The organism is Halovulum sp. GXIMD14794, assembly GCF_054457455.1.
Genome location: NZ_JBTLNF010000003.1, coordinates 204,152 through 228,546, shown reverse-complemented (window position 1 = coordinate 228,546; position 24,395 = coordinate 204,152). Strand labels below are relative to the sequence as shown.

Annotated in this window: 21 protein-coding genes and 1 pseudogene; 15 read left to right on the top strand and 7 right to left on the bottom strand. The window is 64.7% G+C overall.

The annotated features are described in order from the left end of the window. Window positions 1-66 precede the first annotated feature (66 nt). Both ACW9UR_RS03470 and rhaI read left to right on the top strand, forming a co-directional pair. Window positions 67-2,166, top strand: coding sequence for a bifunctional rhamnulose-1-phosphate aldolase/short-chain dehydrogenase (locus ACW9UR_RS03470; protein ID WP_458915513.1), 2,100 nt, complete (start codon window positions 67-69; stop codon window positions 2,164-2,166). Beyond that, window positions 2,163-3,437, top strand: a complete 1,275-nt coding sequence (gene rhaI / locus ACW9UR_RS03465) for an L-rhamnose catabolism isomerase (protein ID WP_458915512.1) — start codon at window positions 2,163-2,165, stop codon at window positions 3,435-3,437. The genes ACW9UR_RS03470 and rhaI overlap by 4 nt, the downstream gene beginning before the upstream one ends. A 9-nt stretch (window positions 3,438-3,446) precedes the next feature. Here rhaI and ACW9UR_RS03460 read toward each other — a convergent pair whose 3' ends face one another. Beyond that, window positions 3,447-4,682: a Gfo/Idh/MocA family oxidoreductase gene (locus ACW9UR_RS03460; protein ID WP_458915511.1), complete on the bottom strand. Its 1,236-nt coding sequence runs from the start codon at window positions 4,680-4,682 to the stop codon at window positions 3,447-3,449. Window positions 4,683-4,782: 100 nt separating this feature from the next. On the opposite strand from ACW9UR_RS03460, the gene ACW9UR_RS03455 reads away from it, so the two are divergent. The 7 genes from ACW9UR_RS03455 to ACW9UR_RS03425 all read left to right on the top strand — a co-directional run bounded on the left by ACW9UR_RS03455 (window position 4,783) and on the right by ACW9UR_RS03425 (window position 11,853). Beyond that, window positions 4,783-5,460, top strand: coding sequence for a TetR/AcrR family transcriptional regulator (locus ACW9UR_RS03455; RefSeq protein ID WP_458915510.1), 678 nt, complete (start codon window positions 4,783-4,785; stop codon window positions 5,458-5,460). A gap of 92 nt (window positions 5,461-5,552) precedes the next feature. After that, entirely contained in the window at window positions 5,553-6,833 is a 1,281-nt protein-coding gene (locus tag ACW9UR_RS03450; RefSeq protein ID WP_458915509.1) for an ABC transporter substrate-binding protein, read from the top strand. A gap of 7 nt (window positions 6,834-6,840) precedes the next feature. Then, the gene (locus tag ACW9UR_RS03445) at window positions 6,841-7,797 is read left to right on the top strand and encodes a carbohydrate ABC transporter permease (RefSeq protein WP_458915508.1); all 957 of its coding nucleotides are present in this window, start codon (window positions 6,841-6,843) and stop codon (window positions 7,795-7,797) included. Then, the gene (locus ACW9UR_RS03440; RefSeq protein WP_458915507.1) at window positions 7,794-8,642 is read left to right on the top strand and encodes a carbohydrate ABC transporter permease; all 849 of its coding nucleotides are present in this window, start codon (window positions 7,794-7,796) and stop codon (window positions 8,640-8,642) included. The genes ACW9UR_RS03445 and ACW9UR_RS03440 overlap by 4 nt, the downstream gene beginning before the upstream one ends. Before the next feature lie 7 nt (window positions 8,643-8,649). Further along, complete coding sequence (locus ACW9UR_RS03435; RefSeq protein ID WP_458915506.1) at window positions 8,650-9,690, top strand: Gfo/Idh/MocA family protein; 1,041 nt, start codon at window positions 8,650-8,652, stop codon at window positions 9,688-9,690. Beyond that, on the top strand, window positions 9,687-10,775 hold the full coding sequence (locus ACW9UR_RS03430; RefSeq protein ID WP_458915505.1) for a Gfo/Idh/MocA family protein: 1,089 nt from the start codon (window positions 9,687-9,689) through the stop codon (window positions 10,773-10,775). The genes ACW9UR_RS03435 and ACW9UR_RS03430 overlap by 4 nt, the downstream gene beginning before the upstream one ends. Next, window positions 10,768-11,853 carry an ABC transporter ATP-binding protein gene (locus ACW9UR_RS03425; RefSeq protein WP_458915504.1) on the top strand — a complete coding sequence of 362 codons (1,086 nt, stop codon included), beginning with the start codon at window positions 10,768-10,770 and terminating at the stop codon, window positions 11,851-11,853. The genes ACW9UR_RS03430 and ACW9UR_RS03425 overlap by 8 nt, the downstream gene beginning before the upstream one ends. Window positions 11,854-11,889: 36 nt before the next feature. Here ACW9UR_RS03425 and ACW9UR_RS03420 read toward each other — a convergent pair whose 3' ends face one another. The 4 genes from ACW9UR_RS03420 to ACW9UR_RS03405 all read right to left on the bottom strand — a co-directional run bounded on the left by ACW9UR_RS03420 (window position 11,890) and on the right by ACW9UR_RS03405 (window position 17,720). Next, window positions 11,890-12,615 carry a ribonuclease activity regulator RraA gene (locus ACW9UR_RS03420; protein WP_458915503.1) on the bottom strand — a complete coding sequence of 242 codons (726 nt, stop codon included), beginning with the start codon at window positions 12,613-12,615 and terminating at the stop codon, window positions 11,890-11,892. A 10-nt stretch (window positions 12,616-12,625) separates the two neighbouring features. Continuing rightward, window positions 12,626-14,356: an L-arabinonate dehydratase gene (araD, locus tag ACW9UR_RS03415; protein WP_458915502.1), complete on the bottom strand. Its 1,731-nt coding sequence runs from the start codon at window positions 14,354-14,356 to the stop codon at window positions 12,626-12,628. Window positions 14,357-14,479: 123 nt separating this feature from the next. Beyond that, entirely contained in the window at window positions 14,480-16,561 is a 2,082-nt protein-coding gene (locus ACW9UR_RS03410) for a TRAP transporter large permease subunit (RefSeq protein ID WP_458915501.1), read from the bottom strand. A 118-nt stretch (window positions 16,562-16,679) separates the two neighbouring features. Further along, the gene (locus ACW9UR_RS03405) at window positions 16,680-17,720 is read right to left on the bottom strand and encodes a TRAP transporter substrate-binding protein (protein WP_458915500.1); all 1,041 of its coding nucleotides are present in this window, start codon (window positions 17,718-17,720) and stop codon (window positions 16,680-16,682) included. Window positions 17,721-17,869: 149 nt separating this feature from the next. On the opposite strand from ACW9UR_RS03405, the gene ACW9UR_RS03400 reads away from it, so the two are divergent. Then, window positions 17,870-18,604: a GntR family transcriptional regulator gene (locus tag ACW9UR_RS03400; protein WP_458915499.1), complete on the top strand. Its 735-nt coding sequence runs from the start codon at window positions 17,870-17,872 to the stop codon at window positions 18,602-18,604. Further along, entirely contained in the window at window positions 18,604-19,569 is a 966-nt protein-coding gene (locus tag ACW9UR_RS03395) for a phosphoglycerate dehydrogenase (protein WP_458915498.1), read from the top strand. The genes ACW9UR_RS03400 and ACW9UR_RS03395 overlap by 1 nt, the downstream gene beginning before the upstream one ends. On the opposite strand, the gene ACW9UR_RS03390 is transcribed toward ACW9UR_RS03395, so the two are convergent. Next, window positions 19,566-20,522, bottom strand: a complete 957-nt coding sequence (locus tag ACW9UR_RS03390; protein WP_458915497.1) for a 2-hydroxyacid dehydrogenase — start codon at window positions 20,520-20,522, stop codon at window positions 19,566-19,568. The genes ACW9UR_RS03395 and ACW9UR_RS03390 overlap by 4 nt on opposite strands. 90 nt (window positions 20,523-20,612) lie before the next feature. Between ACW9UR_RS03390 and ACW9UR_RS03385 the strand changes: the two genes are divergently transcribed. From ACW9UR_RS03385 to ACW9UR_RS03370, 4 genes and pseudogenes are all read left to right on the top strand, one after another. After that, the gene (locus ACW9UR_RS03385; protein ID WP_458915496.1) at window positions 20,613-21,356 is read left to right on the top strand and encodes an SDR family NAD(P)-dependent oxidoreductase; all 744 of its coding nucleotides are present in this window, start codon (window positions 20,613-20,615) and stop codon (window positions 21,354-21,356) included. A 131-nt stretch (window positions 21,357-21,487) separates the two neighbouring features. Further along, window positions 21,488-21,856 (top strand): annotated as a pseudogene (locus tag ACW9UR_RS03380) (four-carbon acid sugar kinase family protein); the annotation flags it as partial. A 108-nt stretch (window positions 21,857-21,964) separates the two neighbouring features. Beyond that, window positions 21,965-22,528 carry a nucleotide-binding domain containing protein gene (locus ACW9UR_RS03375; protein ID WP_458915495.1) on the top strand — a complete coding sequence of 188 codons (564 nt, stop codon included), beginning with the start codon at window positions 21,965-21,967 and terminating at the stop codon, window positions 22,526-22,528. 2 nt (window positions 22,529-22,530) lie between these two features. Beyond that, window positions 22,531-23,289, top strand: a complete 759-nt coding sequence (locus ACW9UR_RS03370) for a FadR/GntR family transcriptional regulator (protein ID WP_458915494.1) — start codon at window positions 22,531-22,533, stop codon at window positions 23,287-23,289. Here the strand turns inward: ACW9UR_RS03370 and ACW9UR_RS03365 are convergent. Then, complete coding sequence (locus ACW9UR_RS03365; protein WP_458915493.1) at window positions 23,271-24,392, bottom strand: iron-containing alcohol dehydrogenase; 1,122 nt, start codon at window positions 24,390-24,392, stop codon at window positions 23,271-23,273. The two genes, ACW9UR_RS03370 and ACW9UR_RS03365, sit on opposite strands and share 19 nt — an antisense overlap. Window positions 24,393-24,395 lie beyond the last annotated feature (3 nt).

Below are 24,395 nucleotides of genomic sequence, written 5' to 3'. Positions count from 1 at the left end.
GCGGGCGCTGCGGCCAGCCTTGAAGCAAATGTCGCGCATAGCGACCGCGCTCTCGGGGAGGACAACATGCTGACGCGCGCCGGCAACCGGCTTCAGAACCTTTGGGATTCCGCCAAGGCCGCAGGGATGAGCGAGCCCGAGAAGCTGCTCTATCGGTCGAACCTGCTGGGCTCGGACAAGCGAATCACGAACTACGGCGGCGGCAACACTTCGGCCAAGGTGATGGAGACCGATCCGCTGACTGGCGAGCAGGTCGAGGTGCTCTGGGTCAAGGGGTCCGGAGGCGATGTGGGGTCCATAAAGATGGACGGGTTCTCGACGCTCTACATGGACAAGCTGCGGGCGCTGAAAGGCAAGTATCGCGGGTTGGAGTTCGAGGACGAGATGGTGGGCTACCTGCCCCATTGCACCTTCAACCTGAACCCGCGCGCGGCTTCGATCGACACGCCGCTCCACGCCTATGTCCCGAAGCGCCATGTCGACCACATGCACCCTGACGCGATCATCGCCATCGCAGCCTCGGCGGATTCGAAGGCGCTGACGGAGGAAATCTTCGGCGACTCGATCGGCTGGCTGCCGTGGAAGCGCCCGGGATACGAACTGGGGCTCTGGCTGGAGCGGTTCTGCGAGGAAAACCCCGAAGCCAAGGGCGTGGTGCTGGAATCGCACGGCCTGTTCACGTGGGCCGACGATGCCGAAGAATGCTATGCGTTGACGCTGGACGTCATCAACACGGCAATGGACTGGTTCGAGGCGCGCACCTCGGAAAGCCCTGCCTTCGGCGGCGCGGTGCACGAAAGCCTGCCGCCCGAGCAGCGCGCCGAGATCGCGTCGCGACTTATGCCGGCGATCCGGGGCTATGTCTCGGGCAACCAGCACATGGTCGGTCATTTCGACGACCAGGACGCAGTGCTGGAGTTCGTAAACGCGAAGGACATGCCCGCGCTGGCAGCGCTCGGGACCTCCTGCCCCGACCACTTCCTGCGCACAAAGATCCGGCCGCTTGTGGTCGATTTCGACCCGGCCAGGCCGGATGTGGATGCAGTCTTGAGCGGACTTCGGGGCAGTATCGAGCAATACCGGCAGGACTATTCCGCCTATTACGAGCGCTGCAAACGCCCGGACAGCCCGGCGATGCGGGACCCGAACGCGGTTGTCTACCTGGTACCCGGCGTCGGGATGATCACCTTCGCCAAGGACAAGGCGACAGCGCGGATCTCGGGGGAGTTCTACGTCAACGCGATCAATGTCATGCGCGGCGCGAGCGCGGTTAGCATTTATCGCGGCCTGCCCGAGCAGGAAGCATTCGACATCGAATACTGGCTTCTAGAAGAGGCCAAGCTGCAGCGGATGCCGAAGCCGAAGTCGTTGGCGGGCCGCGTCGCCCTGGTCACCGGCGGCGCCGGCGGGATCGGAACCGCCACCGCCGAGCGCTACCTGCGCGAAGGCGCCTGCGTGGTGCTGGCGGACATCGACGCCGATGCGCTGGAGGCCGCAAAGGCGCAGCTCTCGGACAGCTTCTCGGCGGATGTGGTGCGCAGCGTCGCGATGAACGTGACCGACGAGGTGGCGGTCGCGCGCGCCTTCGCCGATGCGGCGCGGCAGTTCGGCGGCCTGGATATCCTCGTGTCCAACGCCGGCATCGCTTCTTCCGCGCCGATCGAGGATACCTCGCTGGAGCTTTGGAACCGGAACATGGACATCCTGTCGACCGGTTATTTCCTTGTCAGCCGCGAAGCCGTCCGGCTGATGCAGGCGCAGGGCATGGGTGGAGCCATCGTCTTCGTCGCCTCCAAGAACGGGCTGGCGGCCTCGCCCAACGCCTCCGCCTATTGCACCGCAAAGGCCGCCGAGATCCACCTCGCCCGGTGCCTTGCGTTGGAGGGCGCGCCACACGGGATCCGGGTCAACGTGGTGAACCCCGACGCCGTGCTGCGCGGCTCGAAGATCTGGTCGGGCGAATGGCTCGACCAGCGCGCGGCGACATATGGCACCGACAAGGAGGGGCTGGAAGAGATGTATCGCCAGCGCTCGATGCTGAAACGCTCGGTGCTGCCAGAGGACATCGCAGAAGCGGCGTATTTCCTGGCCTCGGATCTGTCGGCGAAATCAACCGGCAACATCCTGAACGTCGACGCCGGCAACAAGGAGGCGTTCACGCGATGATCGACAAGGACCTGATTGCCGAGCAGAACGCGGCCCGCGAAGCGGCACTGAAGCAGGACTACGAAGCGCTCGGCGCGCAACTCGATCGGCGCGGCGTCTCGATCGACGCAATCCGCGACAAGGTTGCTGCTTACGGCGTGGCGATCCCCTCCTGGGGCGTCGGCACCGGCGGCACGCGCTTCGCGCGCTTCCCCGGCAGGGGCGAGCCGCGTGACGTCTTCGACAAGCTCGACGATTGCGGCGTGATCCACCAACTGACCGACGCGACGCCGACGGTGTCGTTGCACATCCCGTGGGACAAGGCCGATCCGGGCAAGCTGAAGGCCAAGGCCGAGGAGGTCGGACTGGGGTTCGACGCGATGAACTCAAACACGTTCCAGGACCAGCCGGGGCAGGCGCATTCCTACAAGTACGGCTCGCTCAGTCACGCCGACAGGGCGGTACGGGCGCAGGCGGTCGAGCATAATCTAGAGTGCATCGAGATCGGCAAGGCCATCGGCTCCCGGGCGCTGACGGTCTGGGTCGGCGACGGCTCCAACTTTCCCGGGCAGACCGATTTCACCCGGCAATTCGACCGGTATCTCGATGCGATGGGGCAGGTCTATGCGGGGCTGCCGGAGGACTGGCGGCTGTTCACCGAGCACAAGATGTACGAACCGGCGTTCTATTCGACCGTCGTGCAGGACTGGGGCACCAACCTGATGATCGCGCAGACCCTGGGCGAGCGCGCCTTCTGTCTGGTCGACCTGGGTCACCACGCCCCGAACGTAAACATCGAGATGATCGTGGCGCGGCTGATCCACGCCAAGAAGCTGGGCGGATTCCACTTCAACGACAGCAAGTATGGCGACGACGACCTCGACACAGGGGCGATCGACCCCTACCGGCTGTTCCTGGTCTTCAACGAACTGGTCGCCGCCGAGGGCAAACCGGGGTTTGATCCCGCACACATGCTCGACCAGAGCCACAACGTCACCGATCCGATCGAAAGCCTGATGCTGAGCGCCGCCGAGGTCCAGCGCGCGTATGCGCAGGCGCTGCTGGTCGACCGCGAGGCGTTGCTGGGCTTCCAGGAAGAGAACGACGCGCTGATGGCGACGCGGACGCTGAAAGCAGCGTTCCGGACGGATGTGGAACCGATTCTGGCGATGGCTCGGGCCCGGAAGGGCGCCGCCATCGACCCGATCGCGGCGTTCCGCGCGTCGGGCTACCGCGCCGCCAAGGCCGCTGAGCGACCCGAGGTCAGCGGCGCGGGCGGCGGCATCGTCTGAGCCGCAGCCCTAATCGGCTTCTAGCAGCTTCAGGATATCGACCGGCCGGCCAGTTTCGGCGCTGCGCGTCGCGGCCACGCCGGTCAGCACCGACAGCGCCCCCGCCCGCGCGCCGGCGCGCTGGCCCATAGGATCGTCCGCCTCGGGCTCGAACAGCGACTTGTGCAGCAGCGGATCACCCCCGAAGTGTCCGCCGGGCCCGTGCGCCACTGTGATCCGCTCGACCGAACGGTCGGTGCCCAGCAGCAGGATTTCGTCCTGTCCCGAGGGCGCGTCGAAAGCCTGGCGCTCGTACATCCGGACCTCGATCCGGCCATGGGTGCCGTTGAAGGCCAGATGGTATCCCTCGATCGGCATGTACGCGTTGAGCGAATAGGACACCTGCACGCCGTTCGCGTATTCCAGCGTCGCGCTCATCGTGTCGTAGATGTCGATGTCCTCGCGGTAGACGCAGGCGTCGCGGACGTATCCGTCCTCGGCCATCGGCGCTTCGTAAAGCGCGTCGAGCCAGGGGCTTTTGCCCATGTCGAAATGGAACTCGCATTCGGCTGCATGGGAGCAGGTCTTGCAGCGTTCGCCGCGAAACGGGCCGTTGCGGCCGTACTTGCGAAGCGCGCCCTGCGCGAAGGTCCGCACCGGATCCGAGTCGATCCACCAGTTCAGCAGGTCGAAATGATGCGTGGACTTGTGCACGAACAGGCTGCCGGAATGACGCTTGTAGGCGTGCCAGCGGCGGAAGTAGTCGGCGCCGTGAACGGTATCTAGATACCAATGGAAATCGCAGGAGGTCACCGTGCCGATCCGTCCCGAGGCGATCAACTCGCGGATCTTCCGCGAGGTCGGCGCGAAACGGTAGTTGAAGGCGACGTTGACCTTGCGCCCGGTCCGCGACTCAGCGTCCAGAATGCGCCGACAGGCCTCGGCGGTGGTGGCCATCGGCTTCTCGGTAACCACGTCGATACCGCGTTCGAGCGCCTCCACGATGATATCGGCGTGGGTGTCGTCGCGGGTGCAAACCAGCAGCGTGTGCGGATGCGTCTTGTCGAGCATCTCGTGCAGGTCGGTCGAGACCTCGACACTGCCCGCGACCTTGTCCTTCGCCACCGCCAGCCGAGCGGCGTTCAGGTCCGCAAGCCCGACCAATTCGATCTCGTCCATGCAGGTCTGCGGCGCGTCCATGCCCCAGGTGCCGGTGCCGCGGTGCCCCGTCCCGACGATCGCGACCCGGCGCTTGTTCGTAGCCATGTCGGATTTCCATTGCTCGATAAGTAACAGCTTGGTTACTATGTTTGCATCCGAGCAGGTGTCAAGGAAATTGGGACCGCATCGGGTGGGGAGCTGAAGGATGGACAAGCAGACTGGCGAAACCGGGAACACCGGGCGGGCGAAGCAGATCCGCGACCCCAAACGAACCACGCGCAACATCCTGGTCGCGGCGCGCGAGGAGTTCGTCGAGCATGGGCTCGAAGGTGCCCGGGTCGACCGGATCGCCGAGCGCGCCGGTGCAAACAAGCGGTTGCTCTATCACTACGTCGGCAACAAGGAAGCGCTCTATGCCCGCGTCCTGATCGAAGCATACCGCGATATCCGGCGCGGCGAACGGCAGCTGCATCTTGGAGAACTTCCCCCCGACGAGGCGATGGAAAAGCTGGTTGGGTTCACCTTCGATCACTTCGAGAGCAACCCGTGGTTCATCCGCCTGCTGTCGACCGAGAACATGCTGCGTGGCCGCTACCTGGCCGAGTCCGCCGATTTCAAGGAACTGCATTCCCCGATCATCCAGCAGATCGGTGACGTGCTCGCCGCGGGCGAGCGCGCAGGCCTCTTCCGCACCGGTGTCGACCCGGTTCAGTTGTATATCACCATCGCCGGTGTCAGCTATTTCTACTTCTCGAATATCCACACGTTATCAATCGCTTTCGACGAGAACCTCAACACGCCGGCTGGCCGCGAGGCGCGACGCGCTCATGCCGTGGACGTGGTTCTGAGCTACCTTCGTTCGAAACCTCTTGCCAGCAAATAACCATCAAGTTACTTTTCCGGAACAGCCGGAAATACAACTGCCGGCGCAGACGAATCGGCCTGGAAATATCGGTTCGCAAGGGAGGAAAAACGATGACGATGAAGCTCAATCGACGGGCCTTTGGCGGCCTGTTGGGCGGTACAGTTGCGGCCTCTGCCCTGTTCGGCGGTCGCGCGCTCGCGCAAAGCGGCGACGTCAGGCTGATCTGGTGGGGCAACCCCGAGCGGGACAAGCGCACCAATGCGGTGGTCGACCTTTACATGCAGCAGACCGGCAACTCGGTCGTACCCGAGACCTACGCCTGGGGCGACTACTGGCAGAAGCTGGCCACGCAGGCCGCGGGCGGTAACCTGCCCGACGTCATCCAGATGGATTACCGTTTCATCTTCGAATACGCCCGTCGCGGCCAGCTTGCGGCGATGGACGAGTTCGTCGGCAACCAGCTTCAGCTGGGCGATTTCGACCCGAACCAGATGGAATCCGGCAAGGTCGACGGCAAGCTCTACGGCGTCTCCATGGGCGCGAACTCGATGACCCATGTCTACAACAAGACGATGCTGGACAAGATCGGCTTCGAGTTGCCGGACAGCACCAAGTGGACCACCGACGACTATGTCGCCATCGGCAAGGAGCTGAAGGATCAGCTGCCCGAAGGCGTCTATTTCTCGGAGAACATGGGCATCCAGGAGCCGCGCCTGCAGACCTGGGTTCGTTCGCGCGGCAAGGACCTTTACGACGCCGATGGACAGCTCGCCTTCGACGTCGAGGACATGGTCGACTACTTCGAATACTGGAAGATGATGCAGGACGAGGGGCTGACGCCGCCGGCGGACCTGCAGGCCCAGGACTCGGGCAAGATGGAAGAGCGGATGCACGTGATCGGCCGCTCGCTCTTCGGCTTCATCCACTCGAACCAGCTGGTCGCGAACCAGAACCTCATGGAAGACGAGATCGAGATCGTCATGATCCCGAACGCCGGCGACCAGCCGGGGCAGTACCTGAAACCGTCTATGTTCCTATCGATGTCCGAAAGCTCCTCGGACAAGGCGGCGGCGGCCGAGTTGCTGAACTATTTCATCACCAATGAGGACGCCAACGACATCCTGCTGATCGAACGCGGCGTAACGGGCGATGCCTCGATCCGCGAGCGGATCCTTCCCGGCCTCACCGAGACCGAGCAGAAGATCATCCGCTACCTCGACCTGGTCTCGACCTGGGTCGGCCCCCTGCCCCCGCCGCCGCCGCAGAACGCGGGCGAGATCGACCGCTCGCTGCGCCCGGCGTGGGAGTCGGTGGCCTTCGGCCAGATCGATCCGGAAAAGGGTGCCGTGGAGTTCTACGAGAACGCCAAGCGGATCCTCGAGCGTACCTGAGGCCAACGTGGCGACGCTCAACCAGGACATCGGTGGACGGCTCGCGCCGTCCACCCGCTCCGGCCGCTTGTCCCGCTTCTGGCAGAAGAACGGCGCAGGCTACATGTTTCTTCTTCCGTGGCTGATCGGATTTTTCGCGCTGACGCTGGGGCCGACGCTGGCCTCGCTCTATCTGTCGTTCACGGACTACGACCTTCTCACCTCCCCGCGCTGGTCTGGGCTGAAGAACTACGAATACGCCTTCTTCTATGACCGCAGACTGGGCAATGCGCTCGAGGTGACGTTCACCTACGTGCTGTGGTCAGTTCCGCTGAAACTTGCGGTCGCGCTGATCCTCGCGATGGTGCTGGACCGCTCGGTGCGCGGTGTGGCCTTCTACCGGGCGACGTTCTATCTGCCCTCGCTGCTAGGCGCCTCGGTTGCGATCGCAGTCTTGTGGCGGCAGTTGTTCGGCGCAGACGGTTTGGTGAACCAGCTTCTGTTCATGGTGACCGGCATCGAGGGGCCGGCGTGGATCACCCACCCCGATTACGCACTTTCGACGCTGATCGTGCTGGCGATCTGGCAGTTCGGCTCGCCGATGATCATCTTTCTCGCCGGGCTGCGGCAGATCCCGCAGGATCTATACGAGGCGTCCTCGATGGACGGTGCCAGCGGCTGGCGGCAGTTCTGGAAGATTACCCTGCCACTTCTGGCGCCGGTCATCTTCTTCAACCTGGTGCTGCAGACGATCGAGGCGTTCAAGGCCTTCACCCAGGCCTACATCGTCTCTGGCGGCACTGGCGGGCCGGTCGACTCCACCCTGTTCTATTCGCTTTACCTGTACGAGGAGGCCTTCGCGAACTTCCGCATGGGCTATGCCTCGGCACTGGCTTGGCTGTTGCTGATCATCATTGCGATCTTCACCGCCATCGCCTTCGGCACCTCGAAATACTGGGTCTACTACGAGGACGAGTCGCGATGAGCAAACGCGTGAGAAACGTCCGCCGCGAGGTTCTGCGGCACATGCTGCTGGGCTTCGCCGCAGTTCTGATGCTCTATCCGCTGCTGTGGATGATCATGTCGTCGTTCAAGCCGGACGAGCTGATTTTCTCGGAGCCGGCGGCGCTGCCGACCTCGTTCGACCTGTCGAGCTATTTCGAGGGTTGGACCGCGCTGCGCGTGTCGTTCACGACCTTCTACATGAACTCGTTCATCATCGCCGTGCTGGCGGTGATCGGAAACCTGATGGCATGCTCGCTGACCGCCTATGCCTTCGCTCGGCTCGAGTTCAAGGGCCGGAAGATCTGGTTCGCGCTGATGCTGGGCACGCTGATGCTGCCCTATCATGTGACGCTGGTTCCGCAGTATGTGCTGTTCCTCAAGTTCGGCTGGGTAAACACTTTCCTGCCGCTGATCGTGCCGAAGTTCCTGGCCGTCGATGCCTTCTTCATCTTCCTGATGGTGCAGTTCTTCCGCGGCATCCCGCGCGAGATCGACGAGGCGGCGATCATGGACGGCTGTGGGCCCTGGCGGATCTACTGGAAGATCATGCTGCCGCTCTCCACGCCGGTGATGGCGACGGCCGCGATCTTCTCGTTCATCTGGACCTATGACGACTTCCTTGGCCCGCTGATCTACCTGAACGATATCAACAGCTATACCGTGCCGCTGGCGCTGCGCGCCTTCGTCGACAGCTCGGGCGGCGAGTCGCTTTATGGCGAGCTGTTCGCCATGTCGACGCTGTCGCTGGTGCCGGTGTTCATCGTGTTCCTGGCGTTCCAGCGGCTGATCATCCGGGGCGTCGCCCTTGGCGCATTGAAACGGTGAGGCGGTGATGACGACCGAACCCTTCGATTTCGCTGCCATAGGCATAAACCACAACCACATCATGGGCCAGGTGGATCTGATGCTGGGCGCAGGTTGCCGGCTGACGAAGTTCCACGCCGTAGAGGATGATCTGGCGGCGCAGTTCTCGGAGCGTTATCCGCAGGCCCGCCGGGTCGCCGGGGAACGCGAGATCCTCGAGGATCCCGCGATCCTTCTGGTGGCCGGCGCGGGGATCCCCTCGGATCGTGCGGCAATGGCTGTGCGCGCGATGCGGGCCGGCAAGGACGTGATGCTGGACAAGCCCGGCTGTGTCTCGCTTGCTGAACTGGCCGAGCTCAAGTCCGTGCAGGCGGAAACCAGGCAAATCCTCTCGATCCTCTATTCCGAGCACTACCGGCAGAAATCCACCGTTCGCGCGCTTGAACTGGTACGCGCCGGGGCGATCGGCCGGGTGTTCCACACCGTCGGCCTTGGTCCGCACCGGGCCGGACAGGGACCGCGACCCGACTGGTTCTGGGACCCGAAACAAAGCGGCTCGATCCTGACGGACATTGCCGCACACCAGTTCGAGCAGTTCCTCAGCTTCACCGGCTCCACATCGGCCCGAATCCTCAGCAGCGTCGAAGAGAATTTCGATCACCCCGACCGGCCCGACTTTTGCGACTATGGCCACGCGGTCGTCGCCTCGGACCATGCGACCGGCTTCATGCGCGTCGACTGGTTCACACCCGAGGGCTCTCCGGTCTGGGGCGATGGGCGGATTTTCCTGATGGGCACCGAAGGCACGATCGAGTTGCGCAAGTACATGGACATCGAGGGGCGTCCCGGCGGTGACCACCTGTACCTGACTGACGTAAAGGGCACCCGCTATATCGACTGCTCGGATACCGAGCTGACCTATGGCGCGCGGCTACGTGATGACGTGCGAAACCGGACCGAGACCGCGATGGGTCAGGTGCACTGCTTCCATGCAATGGAGCTTGCGCTCCAAGCGCACGAAATGGCGCAGCGCATCGGCGGGTCTCGGCCCGAGGCGGTATCCGCATGACCCGCCTTCGTGTGGCCGTCGTCGGCGCGGGGGTAGGCGCGTCCCATGTCAGCGCCTATCAGGAATTCCCCGACCTTTATGAGGTGGTCGCCCTTTGCGATCTCGACCCCGAGCGCTGCGCCAAAGTAGCCGAAGCCGCGGGGATCGGCACCAAGACCGACCGGCTGGAGGATTTGCTCGACCTCGGGCTGGACCTGATCGACCTCTGCACGCCCTCGGGCCTGCATTTCAGCCAGGCAACGCAGGTCATGCAAGCCGGGATCGACGTGGTCATCGAAAAGCCCGTCGCCCGCTCTCTGGCCGAGGTCGACGCGCTGATCCGCACCGAGGCCGAGACCGGCCGACGCGCCTGCCCGGTGTTCCAGTACCGTTTCGGCCACGGCATCCAGAAGCTGCACCACCTGATCGCCAAAGGTGTTGCCGGAGCGCCCTCGGTCGCGACCCTAGAGACGCACTGGCATCGCGGCCATGCCTACTACGACCGCGCCGCCTGGCGGGGCACCTGGGCCGGAGAGACCGGCGGTTGCCTCACTACACACGCGATTCACATCCACGACATGCTCTGCGAGGTGCTGGGGCCGATCGCGTCGGTCCACGCGCGGACCTCAAACCGGATCAACGGAAACGAGACCGAGGACATGGCCGTGCTGAGCCTCGAATTCGAGAACGGCGCCTTCGCGACATCTTCGGTCACCCTTGGCTCGCGGCACGAGATGTCGCGGATGCGCTTTTGCTTCGACGGGCTGGTCGCGGAAAGCGGGCTCGCACCCTACAACCCCGGCCACGAGCCCTGGACCTTTCCGCACGACGATCCCGCACAGGCGCGCGCCATCGAGGACGCACTGAAAGACTTCGAGCCGCTGCCCGAGCGTTTTCCCGGTCAGTTCATGCGCCTGCACCGCGCCCTGACCGGTGATGCGCCGCTGCCCGTCACGCTGGCGGACGCGCGCCGCTCGATCGAGCTTCTGACCGCGGCCTATTGGTCGGCCCGCACGGGGGACACCGTCGCACTGCCAATCAGCCCGGACCACCCGTTCTATGCCGGATGGCTGGACACGATGAAGAAAGAAACTGCACATGGCTGAACTCGTTCTCAACAAGGTCGTCAAGGAATTCGGTAGCCTGCGGGTTATCCATGGCATCGACCTGCAGATCGACGACGGCGAATTCGTGGTCTTCGTCGGCCCCTCGGGCTGCGGCAAGTCCACGCTGCTGCGGATGATCGCCGGACTCGAGGAGATCTCGGACGGCGAGGTGATGATCGACGGCGCCGTGGTCAACGAACTGAGCGCGGCCAAGCGGGAGCTGGCGATGGTGTTCCAGAGCTACGCGCTCTATCCGCACATGAGCGTGCGCAAGAACCTGGCCTTCGGGCTAGAAACAATGCGCGTGCCCAAGGCCGAGATCGCCGAGAAGGTGCAGCAGGCCGCCGATATCCTGCAGATCAACGAGCTGCTGGAGCGCAAACCGGGCCAGCTTTCGGGCGGCCAGCGCCAGCGCGTCGCGATCGGCCGCGCCATCGTGCGCGAGCCGCGGATCTTCCTCTTCGACGAGCCGCTGTCAAACCTCGACGCCGAACTCCGGATGCAGATGCGGGTCGAGATCAACCGCCTCCATCAGCGCCTGCGCTCGACGATGATCTTCGTGACCCACGACCAGGTCGAGGCAATGACGCTTGCCGACAAGATCGTCGTTCTGCGCGCAGGCCGGATCGAACAGGCGGGCGCGCCGCTGGAGCTCTACAACAAGCCGGCCAACGTGTTCGTCGCGGGCTTTCTGGGCTCGCCCCGGATGAATTTCCTGAAGGGCCGGATCCTGTCGGTAGACGGTCACCACGCCGAGATCGAACTGCACGGCGGGCAGCGCCTCACCACTGATTTCCCCGCACCGCCGAAACCAAACGAGGACATAACCTTGGGGATCCGCCCCGAAGACCTGGTTCCCGTGGCCGAAGGCGAAGGCGTGCTGTCAGGCACCGTGCAGATCGCCGAGCAGCTCGGCGGCGAGACCTATGTCTACGTCGCCCTGCCCGAGGGCGACACGGTGACGGTGGAGATCAAAGGTCAGGCGAAGGTTTCGGCCGGAGACGTGTTGCACCTCGCCTTCGAGGGTCAGAAGTTCCACATCTTCGGAAGCGATGAAAAAGTCATGCGTCACGCATGAGGACCGGGGCCGCCGTGCGGCGGGCGCGGCCGTTTGTCAGCGCCCGTTCTGCTCGCGCCAGCGGGCAAACTTCTCGAGGTTCTCTTCCTGCGTCGCCGGATAGAGGCCGATGATGGTCTCGCCGGCCTTCACCTGCTCGACGACGAAATCCTCGTAGGCGGTCATCTCGACCGCCTCGTCGGCAACCTCGTCGGCCATGTGCGCGGGGATCACGATCACGCTGTCGTCGTCGCCGACCAGAACGTCACCGGGAAAGACCGGGGCATCGCCGCAGCCGATCGGCACGTTGATGTCGATTGCCTCGTTGATCGTCAGGTTGGTCGGGCTCGACGGGCGGTTGTGATATGCGGGCATCTCCAGCTCGCCGATCCGCATGGCGTCGCGGAAACCGCCGTCGGTGACCACCCCTGCCGCGCCCCGCATCATCAACCGGGTGATCAGGATGTCCCCGGCGCTGGCGGCCGTCGCGTCCTTGCGGCTGTCCATGACCAGGATATGCCCTTTCGGGCAGGTCTCGATGGCATGACGCTGCGGGTGCTTGGGATTGCGGAACTCGACCAGCTGGTTGCGGTCCTCTCGCGCGGGCATGTAGCGCAGGGTGAACGCGGGGCCGACCATGTTGCGGCCCTTCGGCGCCACCGGGCGCACGTCCTGGATCACCTGGTTGCGCAGCCCGCGCTTGTAGAGCGCGGTCGCCAGCGTCGCGACCGAGACGGTCTCCAGCTTCGCCCGGGTCTCGTCCTTGAGCGGTGTATCGGTCATTCTCGGTCCTTCAGTAGATATCCGGTTCGCGCACAGGGGCGCCGAATTCGGTGCGCAGGAAGTCGAAGTCGCAGCCCTTGTCGGCCTGCTCGATATGCTTGAGGAACATGTGCCCGTAGCCCCGCTCGTAGCGCGGCGGCGGCGTGGTCCAGGCGGCGCGGCGCTTGGCCAACTCCTCGTCGCTCAGGCGAACGTTGAGCGTACGGTTCGGCACGTCGAGCTCGATGATGTCGCCGGTGCGGATCAGCGCCAGCGGGCCGCCGATGTAGGACTCGGGCGCCACGTGCAACACGCAGGCCCCGAAGGACGTCCCTGACATGCGCGCATCGCTCAGCCGCACCATGTCCCGGTGCCCGTCCTTGAGCAGCGCCCGCGGCATCGGGATCATGCCCCATTCCGGCATCCCCGGTCCGCCCTGCGGTCCTGCATTGCGGAGCACAAGTACGTGGTCGGGCGTCATCGGGTAGTCGGGATCGTCGATGATCTTCTTCAGCTCGGGATAGCTGTCCGCGACGATGGCCGGGCCCGCGTGTGTGTGGAACTTCGGATCGCAGGCGGCGGGCTTGATGACCGCACCGTCTGGCGCGAGGTTGCCCTTCAAGACCGCCAGCGAGCCCTCGTGGTAGACCGGGTTCGACAGCGGCCGGATCACGTCGTCGTTGTAGTTGACGGCGTCCGTCAGCGCCTCGCCCATCGATTTGCCGGTGACGGTCATGCACGAGAGATCCAGCTTGTCGCCCAGCTCCTTCATCAGCGCGCGCAGACCTCCCGCGTAGAAGAAATCCTCCATCAGGTATTCCTTGCCCGAGGGCCGGATGTTGGCGAGCACCGGTACCTCGTGACCGATGCGGTCGAGATCCTCCAGTCCCCAGTCGATCCCGGCGCGGCGGGCCATCGCGATAAGGTGGATGATCGCATTGGTCGAGCATCCGGTCGCCATCGCGACAACGGTCGCGTTGTGCGTGGATTGGGGCGTGATGATCTTGTCGGGCGTCAGGTCTTCCCAGACCATCTCGACCGCGCGTCGGCCGCAGGCCGCGGCCATGCGCTTGTGCCCGGCATCAGGTGCCGGGATCGACGAGGCGCCTGGCAAGGTCAGGCCCCACCCGTCGGCGATCGACATCATGGTCGAGGCGGTGCCCATAGTCATGCAGGTCCCGTAGGAGCGCGCAATGCCGCCCTGCACGCCATCCCATTCCTCCTTGCCGATGGTGCCCGCGCGTCGCTCGTCCCAGTATTTCCAGACATCCGTGCCCGAGCCCAGCGTGCGCCCGGCGTAATGGCCGCGCAGCATGGCACCGGCCGGCATGAAGATGAACGGAATGCCCATCGAGATCGCGCCCATCACCAGCGCCGGTGTGGACTTGTCGCAGCCGCCCATCAGCACCACGCCGTCGATCGGATGGGCCCGAAGCGTCTCTTCGACCTCCATCGCGCCCATGTTGCGATAGAGCATCGAGGTGGGCTTCAGGAACTGCTCCGAGAACGAGTGTACCGGCATCTCGACCGGCATACCCCCGGCTTGGAGCACACCACGCTTTACCTCTTCGGCGCGCTCGCGCAGGTGGTGATGGCAGGGCGAGAGGTCCGACCAGGTGTTGATGATCGCGATGATGGGCTTGCCGGCCCAGTCCTCTTCGGCCCAGCCCATCTGCATCGCGCGGGACCTGTGCCCCATCGAGCGCAGATCGTCCGGCGCCAGCCAGCGGGCGGAACGCAGGTCTTCGTATTTCTTGGTCATGAGATGGGTCTCGCAAATTGAAACAGGATCCAGATGAGAAAGAGCGCGAAGGCCACCCCGCCGATCCACGGCCAGGGGCCATAGGCGTCCATGTCCTCGCGTGAGTCGCGTCCGATCATTGGGTCAACCTCCGGTCAGGTACTCTGGCAGCCACAGGGCGATCTGAGGGAACATCATCACGAGGACGAGGCCGATCACCTGCAGCACGATGAAGGGAAGGACGGAAAGGAAGATCTCCTGAAGTGTCACATCCTTGGGAGCCACCGACTTCAGCCAGAAACAGGCCGGGCCGAAGGGCGGCGAGAGGAAGTAGATCTGGATGTTCATCACGAAGAGGATGCCGAACCAGACCTTGGCCTGATCCTCGGTCAGACCAAGCTCGGGTGCAAGCGTCATCACGACGGGCGCGAACACCGGCACGGTGATGAAGACGATGGCGATCCACTCCATGAAGGTACCGAGCACCATCAGGATCAGCATCATCACCAGGATCGTGCCCATCGCCGACAGACCCATGTCGAGGAACAGCGAGCGCATGAAGTCGCCGCCGCCCACGAGGTTGAAGATCCCGACGAAGCTGACCGCGCCCAGCACCAGCCAGATGATCGTGCCGACCGTGGTCATTGAGCCCAGCATCGCAGCAGACAGCACGTCCCACTTGAATTGGTTACGCACCGCCGCAACGAAGAGAGAGCCGATACAACCCACCGCCGCGGCCTCGGTCACCGAGGCCACACCGCCGTAGATCGAGCCCATGACGGCGCCGATCAGCAGGATGCAGAGCAGCACCGCGATCATCCGGTCCTTCGAGAGCTTCTGCTCGGAGCCGGTCATCTCGGCCACCTCGGCGGCGGTCGGCGCCAGCGAGGGGTTCAGGTTCACGCGGATCAGCACGTAGCCGGCATAGAACACCGCCAGCATCACGCCGGGCGTCGCGCCCGCCATGAACAGATCGCCGATGCCGACCTCGGCCGAAAGACCGTAGACGATCATGATGATCGACGGCGGGATCAGCGTCGCAAGCGCGCCGCTGGCGCAGATCAGCCCGATGGTCAGCTTGCGGTCGTAGCCCAGACGGAACATCTGCGGCAGGGCCACAAGGCCCAACATCACGATCTCGCCGCCCATCACGCCGGACATGGCCGCGAGGATCACCGCCACGACGGTCGTCTGCACCGCCACGCCCCCACGCAGGTTGCCTGCGAAGATCGACATCGCGTCGAACAGATCCTCGGCGATGCCGGCGCGTTCCAGAATCGAGGCCATCAGCACGAAAAAGGGCACGGCGACCAGCGAGTAATGTTCCAGCAGGCCGACCGCATTCGAGGACACCAGGAACAGGCCGCGCGGACCGAAGAAGGCAATCGCCATAATGACCGAGACGATCAGCGTCACGATTCCCAGCGGCATGCCGGTCATCATCAGCGCGACCAGCAGGATCACCATGATGACCGAGATCGTTCCCAGGTCGTACTGGCGCATGTTGAGCGCCTTACTGGGATCAAGAGACGCCCCGATCGACGAGAAGAAATCCGATACCGCGGCGGCGATCTGCACGTCGAACGCATGGCCCAGCAGCGCGGCGCCGAAATAGACGATCATGTAGCCGGCGGTGGCCTTCACCAGCAGCCGGGGCAAGGGCGTCTGGAAATGCCTGTGAAGATTGACGAGCAGCTGCGCCAGATAGAGGAAGGCGCCGGTCACCATGATGCTCTTCAGCATCATCGGCAGCGGCGAGTTGAAGGCCGAGCCGGACTTCTCGACGCGCGCGATGCTGTCATAGGCGCGGATCGAAGCATCCGTCAGCAGCATGTAGAGCGCGACGACGCCCACCAGCATGGCGAAGAGGTCGAGCCACCAGCGCTGCCGGTCGCTCGCCATGACGTGGAAGACGGTGATGCCGATATGGCGCTGCTTCATGGTGATGTAGCCCGAGGACAGCATCCACGCCGAGGCGCAAAGCATCATCACCGTCTCGAACGCCCAGTAGGTTGGCGCGTTCAGCAGGTAGCGGGAGAACACCTCGTAAAGCGTGGCGAGCGCGGCGACCAGGTAGAAGGTCGAAATCCCGATGCCGAGCAAGTGGCTGAAATGATCGACGGGGGTGTAGTTTTCGCGGCGGACGACCGCGTCCTCGTGTAGCGGGTCCTGCGCCCCGATCTCGATGTCGGTATCGGCGAGCCTGCGTTCGTATTCCTGGGTCATGCTGCGGTCCCGGCGTCCCTGCTAGGGCGGCGTCTGGCGCGCCGCATCCACTCTGACCCGGCCCGGAGGCCGGACGGCATGGGGCGCCCGCGATCGCACGCAGGCGCCCAAGCGGTCCTCAGAGGAGGCCGGCTTCCTTCATGAAAGCGACGTGTGCGTCATAGACTTCCTTCGCCAGGTCGGACTGGGCGGCGAAGTCGTTCCAGGCTTCCTGCGCGATGGCCCGCAGCTTGTCGCGCTCTTCCTGGGGCCAGTCGATGATCGTCAGCTCTCCGGCGGCCTTGTCGCGGGCCACCAGCTGACGGTCGAGGCGGTCGAAGTACTGGCGCAGGCCGTTGTAAGCCGCAAGATACCAGGTCTCGAGCGCCACCTGCTCCTGCTCGCTGAGTTCGTCCCAGACCTGCTGCGACACGGTAAACTGCAGGATCGGCGTCGAGTGGATGCCCGGGAAGATCGGGTACTTGGCGATCTTGTGCATCCCGTTGGCATCGTTGTTCGCATAGGCCGAGTTGTCAGCCGCGTCGATCACGCCCTTCTCGAGCGCGCCGTAGGTTTCGGAGCCGGACATCGACACTGGCGCCGCGCCCGCGCGCTTGAAGACGTCGGCCGCCAGGCCCTCGGGCGAGCGGATCTTCAGCCCGGCAAGGTCTGCGACACCGTTGACCGGCACTTTCGAGACGAAGGCCTCACGGGCATAGGCACCGCAGCCAACAACGTGCACGCCGGGATAATGCGCATCGAATAGCTTCTGCAGCATCTCCTTGCCTCCGCCCTGGGCGCAGAAGGCCTGGATCTGGTCCGCCGAGTCGTAACCAGCGATCAGGTCACCCATCAGCGCGAAAGCCGGATCGATACCCGAGAAATAGTTGATCGAGGTCAGGTCGCCGTCGAGGATCCCGACGCCGATCGCCTCGGCAGTCTCGCGCCGCGGAACGACGGCGTCGACGGGCAGCAACTCGACGGTCAGCGAACCGCCGGTCATGGCCTCGAGCTTCGGCACCCACTCCTCGTTCAGGTACGCCAGCGAGGCGTGACTGGCGTTCGACGAGGTCTGGATCTTCAGCACGCGATCCGCCGCGAAAGCCGGGAGCGCAACGCTTCCGACAACGACCGCGACGGTAGCGGCGCGAACGAGGCCACGCAGGTTCTGCAATTTCATTTTTCCCTCCCTGTTTCAGGATGCGCTGCCCGCTTTCGGGGCGGTCTTGTTGATTGCGCGATCCAACTAATATATTAGTACCTCAATACTGGCAATACGGGAAATCCCGGCCCAACGGCGGCGACCGCCAGTCAGACCAAGAGTGACGAATGAACAGAGAGATTTCGCAGGCGGCCGCGGGCCCAGCCGAACAGGACGCGGCGAAACTTGTCCGCGGCGGTCCTGCCGCCAGCCGTATCTACGGCGACCTGCGGCGCCGAATCATCGATCTCGAGCTGAAGCCTGACATGACCCTGTCGCGGAACGAGCTGGCGCAAAGCTACGGCGTCAGCCTGACGCCTGTGCGCGAGGCCCTGCAATTGCTGGAGCAGGATGGACTCGTGCGCATTCACCCGCAGTCTAAGACCGTGGTTGCCCGCATCAGCCAGGACCAGTTGCACGAGACGCAGTTCATGCGCGTCGCCCTTGAAACCGAAGTTGTCCGCCGCCTCGCCTCCAACCCGAACGAGGTCGTCGTCAACCGCGCCCGCAGCATCATCAAGATGCAGCAGACGCTGGTCGACAACCCGTCCGAGATCGCGATGTTCAACGAGCTCGACCGCGCCTTCCACGCCGGCCTGTTCGAGGGTGTCGGCATGTATGGCCTGCACGCCCACCTTTTGCGCCGGCTCGGCCATCTCGCGCGCTGCCAGCGGCTGGAACTGCCGCGCGCCGGCAAGATGACCGAGATCGTCCAGGCGCACACCGAGATCGTCGACGGGCTGGCAGCACAGGACCCCGAGCGCGCCACGGACGCCATGCGCCGACACATAACCGGCACGATCACCCGGGTCAGCGCGCTGCAACAGGAGTTTCCCGACTTCTTCGAGCGGGCCTCAACTTGATGCCACAGACCCCAATGGTCCTGACCACCTCGCCGGGGTTCGCCACGACCGAGGCCTTACAAGCGCGCCTGAAGCGCGACGGGCTTTCGCTTGTCCGCCACACTGCCGACGACGAAACGCTAGCCGAACTGCTGGCGCAGGCCGATTACCTCGTGGCCGGCTTGCCGCCGGTCAACGCGAAGACCCTCTCGGCAGCCCCGACCCTGAAAGCCGTTCTCAAGCACGGTGTGGGGCTCGATTCCATAGATCTGGAGGCATGCACTGCGCGAGGCCTGCCAGTGCTCTCGACACCGGGCGCCAACGCCCGGGCAGTGGCCGAGATGGCGCTTGCAGGTCTTCTCGCCATGTCGCGGAAACTGGTCGCTGGCCACGCTTCGGTGACCACGGGCGGCTGGGACCGGCAACCGGGGCGCGAAATTGGCGGCAGCACGGTTGGAATCGTTGGCTTTGGGCGGATCGGCCAGCAGCTAGCACGGATGGCGAGGGCGCTCGATATGACCGTTATCGCACATGACCCGTGGGGCTCGCCGCAAATTGCCGAAACGCTCGGTGTCTCGCTGCATTCGCTAGACGAGGTGCTTGGCAAGGCAGATTACGTGTCGCTCCACGCAGCAGGCGGAGGCGACAGCCGTGGACTGATCGCCGGAGCGCAGATGGACCGGATGAAACCTGGCGCGATACTTTTGAACTACGCGCGCGGCAGCCTCGTCGATCTCGACGCCCTGCAGGACCGGCTCACCTCGGGCCACCTCGGCGGCGCGGCACTGGATGTCTACGAGACCGAGCCACCGGACCGCACGCACCCGATTTTCCGCAACCCGCGCGTCCTGTTCTCACCGCATTCAGGCGCCGACACCGGGGAGGCGCTGGAGCGAATGGGCGGCATGGTCCTTGACGACATCGCGGCGCTTCGGCGGGGCGAGCTGCCGGAGCGGGTGGTCAACCGCGATGCGCTCGGGATCTAGCCACGGACAAGATCACCCTCGGGGATCGGCTCCCCTGCGGCGTGACGCCGGATATTGGCCGCCCAGTAACGCACCATCCGGTGCAGGTTGTCGCGTGTGCGGCCCCCGACATGCGGCGTAACGGCGACATTCGGCAGGCGCAGCAGCGGGTTGTCCGCGGGCGTGGGCTCTTCAGCGAAGACATCGAGCCCCGCCGCCGAAAGCGGCCCCTTGCGCAGCGCGACAAGCAGCGCGGTTTCGTCCACCAGCCCACCGCGCGAGGTGTTCACCAGCACCGCCCCCTGTTTCATGGACGCCAGCCGCTCGGTCGAAAGGAAGTCCCGCGTCCCCTCGGTCAGCGGCATGTGCACGCTCACCACGTCGCACTCGGCGAGCAGAACATCGACCTCGCAGAACCGCGCATCCGCACCTGGCATTGGTCCAGAGCGGCGCCAGTACCGCACGTTGCAATCGAAACCCTGCAAGCGGCGTGCGACGGCCTGACCGATCGCACCGAACCCAAGCAGGCCAACGGTCATCCCGGCCAGATCGCGCGCTTCGTCCCAGAGCTCCGGCATGTGCCAGTGCCCCGCACGAAACCCGGCATCGGTCTGCGGCAGCTTGCGCAAGGCCGACAGCATCAGTGCGATCGTCAGGTCTGCGACCGACGGCGCATTCACGCCCGGGCAGCGGGCAACGGTCATGCCACGGCCAAGAGCCTGCGCGACCGGTATTCCGTCGACACCGGTGCCCCATTGATGGATCAGCTGCAGCGCATCAGCCTCGGCCAGCACTTCCTCGGGCAATGCGACGCCCCGGGTGATCGCGTAAGGCGCGCCACGCAGCGCAGCGCGCATCGCCTCGGGACCTGCGTCCTCAATGACCCGAAATTCCAGATCCTCGCCTGCGAGCGCGCGCACGGTCTGGATCAGCCGCGGCGCAAGCGGCTCGAGTATCGCGATTGGCCCGATCATGTAGTCCCCCTCGACGGATCGCGGCGGATGGTTCCGCACGACGACCGACTATAAAGTCGAAGCAAAACGAATGACAAACCGGAGGATGAGATGCTCGACGGAAAGACCGCCATCATCAGTGGGGCCAGCCGGGGGATCGGCCGCGCGACCGCCCTGCGCCTGGCGCGCGCCGGGGCTTCGCTGATCCTGCATGGCACCAACCGGGCTCTGCTGGAGGACCTGGCCGAGGAAGCTCGCGCGATCGGCTCTGCCGCCGAGGTCGTCACCGGAGATGTCGCGGATGCGGACACCGCCAGCCGCGCGGCGGAGGCAGCGATGGAGCGCTACGGCCGGATCGACATCCTGGTGAACAACGCAGGCATCAATACGCGATCCACGACCCTGGACATGCCCATCGATGAATGGCACCGCGTGCTGGACGTGAACCTCACCGGGACGCTGCATTTCTGCCGGGCAGCGCTGGCGCCGATGATCGCGCAGGGCTCCGGCGCCATCGTTAACGTAAGTTCCTCAACCGCCAAGACGCCGCACCGAAACGCGGCCCCCGCCTATGGCGCGTCTAAGGCGGCGGTAAACTACCTGACCATGCACCTTGCACAGGAAATGGCTCTCCACGGCATTCGGGTGAACGCGGTCTGCCCCGGCCCGATCGAAACCGACATGACCGCACAATGGGATGAGGGCTACCGCCGAAAGGTGCTGGAAAGGGTCCCGCTGCGCCGCCTCGGCACGCCCGAGCAGATCGCTGAAACGATCCTTTTCCTCGCCTCCGACGGCTCGGGCTTCATCACCGGAGAGACCGTGAACGCCAACGGCGGAACCTACATGAACTGAACCAAACCGATTTCAGATGTAAACTCAGTTCGTTATCAAGATAATTGACAATAAAGATAAAAACGTGAAAAGTTGAACAAATGATCTGAAAGTCATGGACGGCTTCAGACACACTCTGCGAAAGACAGACCCTGCCCGATACGATACCCCAGCCGCAGTTCGCCATCATTGCCGACGACCTGACCGGCGCGCTTGATGCGTCGGCGCCGTTCGCTGGGATTTCAGGGGGCGTCGCAGTCGCGACCAGACCCGACGCACTGCCCCAGGCGCTGGCACTCGATCCAGGTGTCATCGCGGTCTCGACACGGTCGCGCGAACTCGACCCTCCGGCAGCCCAAGGGACTGTCGAGGCCGCGCTCGCCGGGCTTCCAGCCGGGACGCGGATCATTAAGAAGATCGACTCCCGGCTCAAGGGCAACCTTGCGGCGGAACTGGCGCCGCTTGCCGGCGCACCGCTTTTCGTGGCTCCGGCGATCCCTGACTTCGGGCGCATCGTGCGGGGTGGTCACTTGCAGGGTTTCGGTATCGACACTCCCCTGTCGGTGCGAGAGCGCCTTGGCCCGGTGGGGCGCGCCGCGACAATCCCGGACACGTCGACCGGAGAGGAGATGCTGCAGGCGCTCGACACCGCGCCCGCCGGTGCCATTCTCGTCGGCGCACGCGGCCTTTGCCAGGCGCTTGCCGAACGCTCCGGCCTGCCGCATGTTCCCGCTCGCGCCGACCTGCCCCCCCCGCTATGCGTAACGGTCGGTTCGACCGATCCGATCACTCTAGCGCAGATTGCCCGGCTACGTTCAGGCGGCCATGTGGCCTACCTGCCCTGCCCCGGCGGAAACGGCGAAGGCGGCGCAATCCCCGCACAGTGCGATATAGTCCTTATCCAAGCCACCGACGGCACCGAGGCCAGGCCAGATGTCGTGGCACGCAATCTCGCCAATACCGCCGCGCCGATCCTCCACAGTTGCCGCAGCATGGTGCTGACAGGCGGCGCGACGGCAGAGTCGGTCCTGGACAGGCTCGGCCTTGCGACCTTGCGTGTTTTGGGCGAAGCCCTTCCCGGAATGCCGCTGTGCGAAGCCGGAGACCAGGTTGTGGTCACCAAGTCCGGCGGCTTTGGCGAGACCGACGCGCTGCTGCGCTTAGCGAGGCTCGCCGCCGAAGTGGAGAGCTGAGGATGCCGACCGAGCAACCAAAGACACGAAAGCATCGCCGCAGCCGACGCAACCTGTCGGACATGATCTATGACCGGCTCGAAAACGCCATCAAGTCCGGCGCCTATGGCCCGGACGAACGGCTACCCACCGAGTTCGACCTCGCCGCAGAGTTTCAGGTCTCCCGCCCCGTCGTACGCGAGGCCCTGCAGCGCCTGCGCGACCATGGGCTGATCTACTCTCGCCGCGGCGCGGGCAGTTTCGTGCGGCAGTCTGGCATCCGCCAGCCGCTCGGCTTCGGACCACTGGAGAGCATCGCTGGCCTGCACCGATGCTACGAATTTCGCCTTACCATGGAGCCTGCCGCTGCCGCCGCCGCCGCCTCACGCAGGACCGAGGAGTCGCTGGCCGAGATCCGCGATGCGCTGGCCATCATGCGCGACGCCACCGCCCGCGACCGGCACCGCGAGGATGCCGATTTCGCCTTTCACAGCGCGATCTCCCGCGCCAGCGACAACCAGTATTTCGAAACGGCGATGGACGCGCTGAAAGAGCATATTGCCGTCGGAATGCAATTCCACGGCCAATCACTGAAGGCCACACCTGACGGCCTACAGCGTGTCTTCGACGAGCATGCCGCAATCTACCAAGCCATTGTGGACCGGGACGCGCACACGGCTCGCCTTCTGATGAGGGAACACCTGGAGGGCTCGCGCGACCGGTTGTTCGAGGGTCGGCCCAGCGCGGAGGATGCTTCCGCGTATCAGAACGCAGCGCGGTAAATCGCCTCGACGTCATCCACGCTCATCTCGCGCGGATTGTAGTCCATTAGTCTGCGGATGGCGTGCGCCTCTTCGGCCCAGGCGCGCAGATCTTCCTGGGCTGCGCCATGCGACTCGAGGGACATCTCGATACCCAAGTCGCGGCAGAAGGCCTCCACCGCCTCGCCGACATCCGCAGACGGGTCGAGACCGAGGAAGGCGGCGATCTCGGCGGTCTTCTCAGGGCAGGCCGGCGCATTGAAGGCCAGCACCTGCGGGAACAGCAGCGCCACGCTCAAACCATGCGGAAGGCCCGCGCGGGTTCCGAGCGGATAAGCGAGCGCATGCCCGGCGGCAGTATTGACCGGGCCCAGGCACAGCCCGCCGTAGAACGATGACATCAGCATCCCGGCCCGCGCCTCGGCGTCCGCGCCATCCACCACGGCGCGCTTCAGGAACTGCCCGGCAAGGCCGATGCCCATGCGCGCATAGCCATCGATCAGCGGATGCGAGCGGGCACTGGTGAATGCCTCGACGCAATGGGCGAGCGCGTCGACGCCGGTCGCGGCAGTAACGGCCTGCGGCACCGTCATCGTCAGCTCCGGGTCGAGCACAGCGATATCGGCCAGCATCAGCGGACTTTCGACCGCCATCTTCGCGCCGGTCTCACTGTTGGTGATCAGCGCCCGTATCCCGCCCTCGGAGCCAGTGCCTGCGGTGGTCGCAACCTGCACCAGGCGCGCGCACTTTCGAGCGACCTTGTTCGGGCCGATAATATCCTCCAGCGCCTGATCGCTGTCCCAGAGCACCGCCACCAACTTGGCCACGTCCATGACCGAGCCGCCGCCCAGCCCCACCACGAGGTCCGGCCTGACCTGCCGCGCGGCATCCAGCGCGGAATCAAGATCACTGTCCTTCGGCTCAGGCGAAATGCCGTCGAACACCACGACCTTGCCCGGGAGCCCGAGACCGCCGAGCAGATCGGCGGTGGCCGGTTGTGCCAGCACGAGCACGCGCTCCGCGTCACCGACGAGCGCGCCGAGCCTCGCGGCTGCGCCGGTGCCGATCTCGATCCGCGGCGGAAGGTGAAGGGTGATTTCCCGCGATATGCCCGACATGCTCATCGC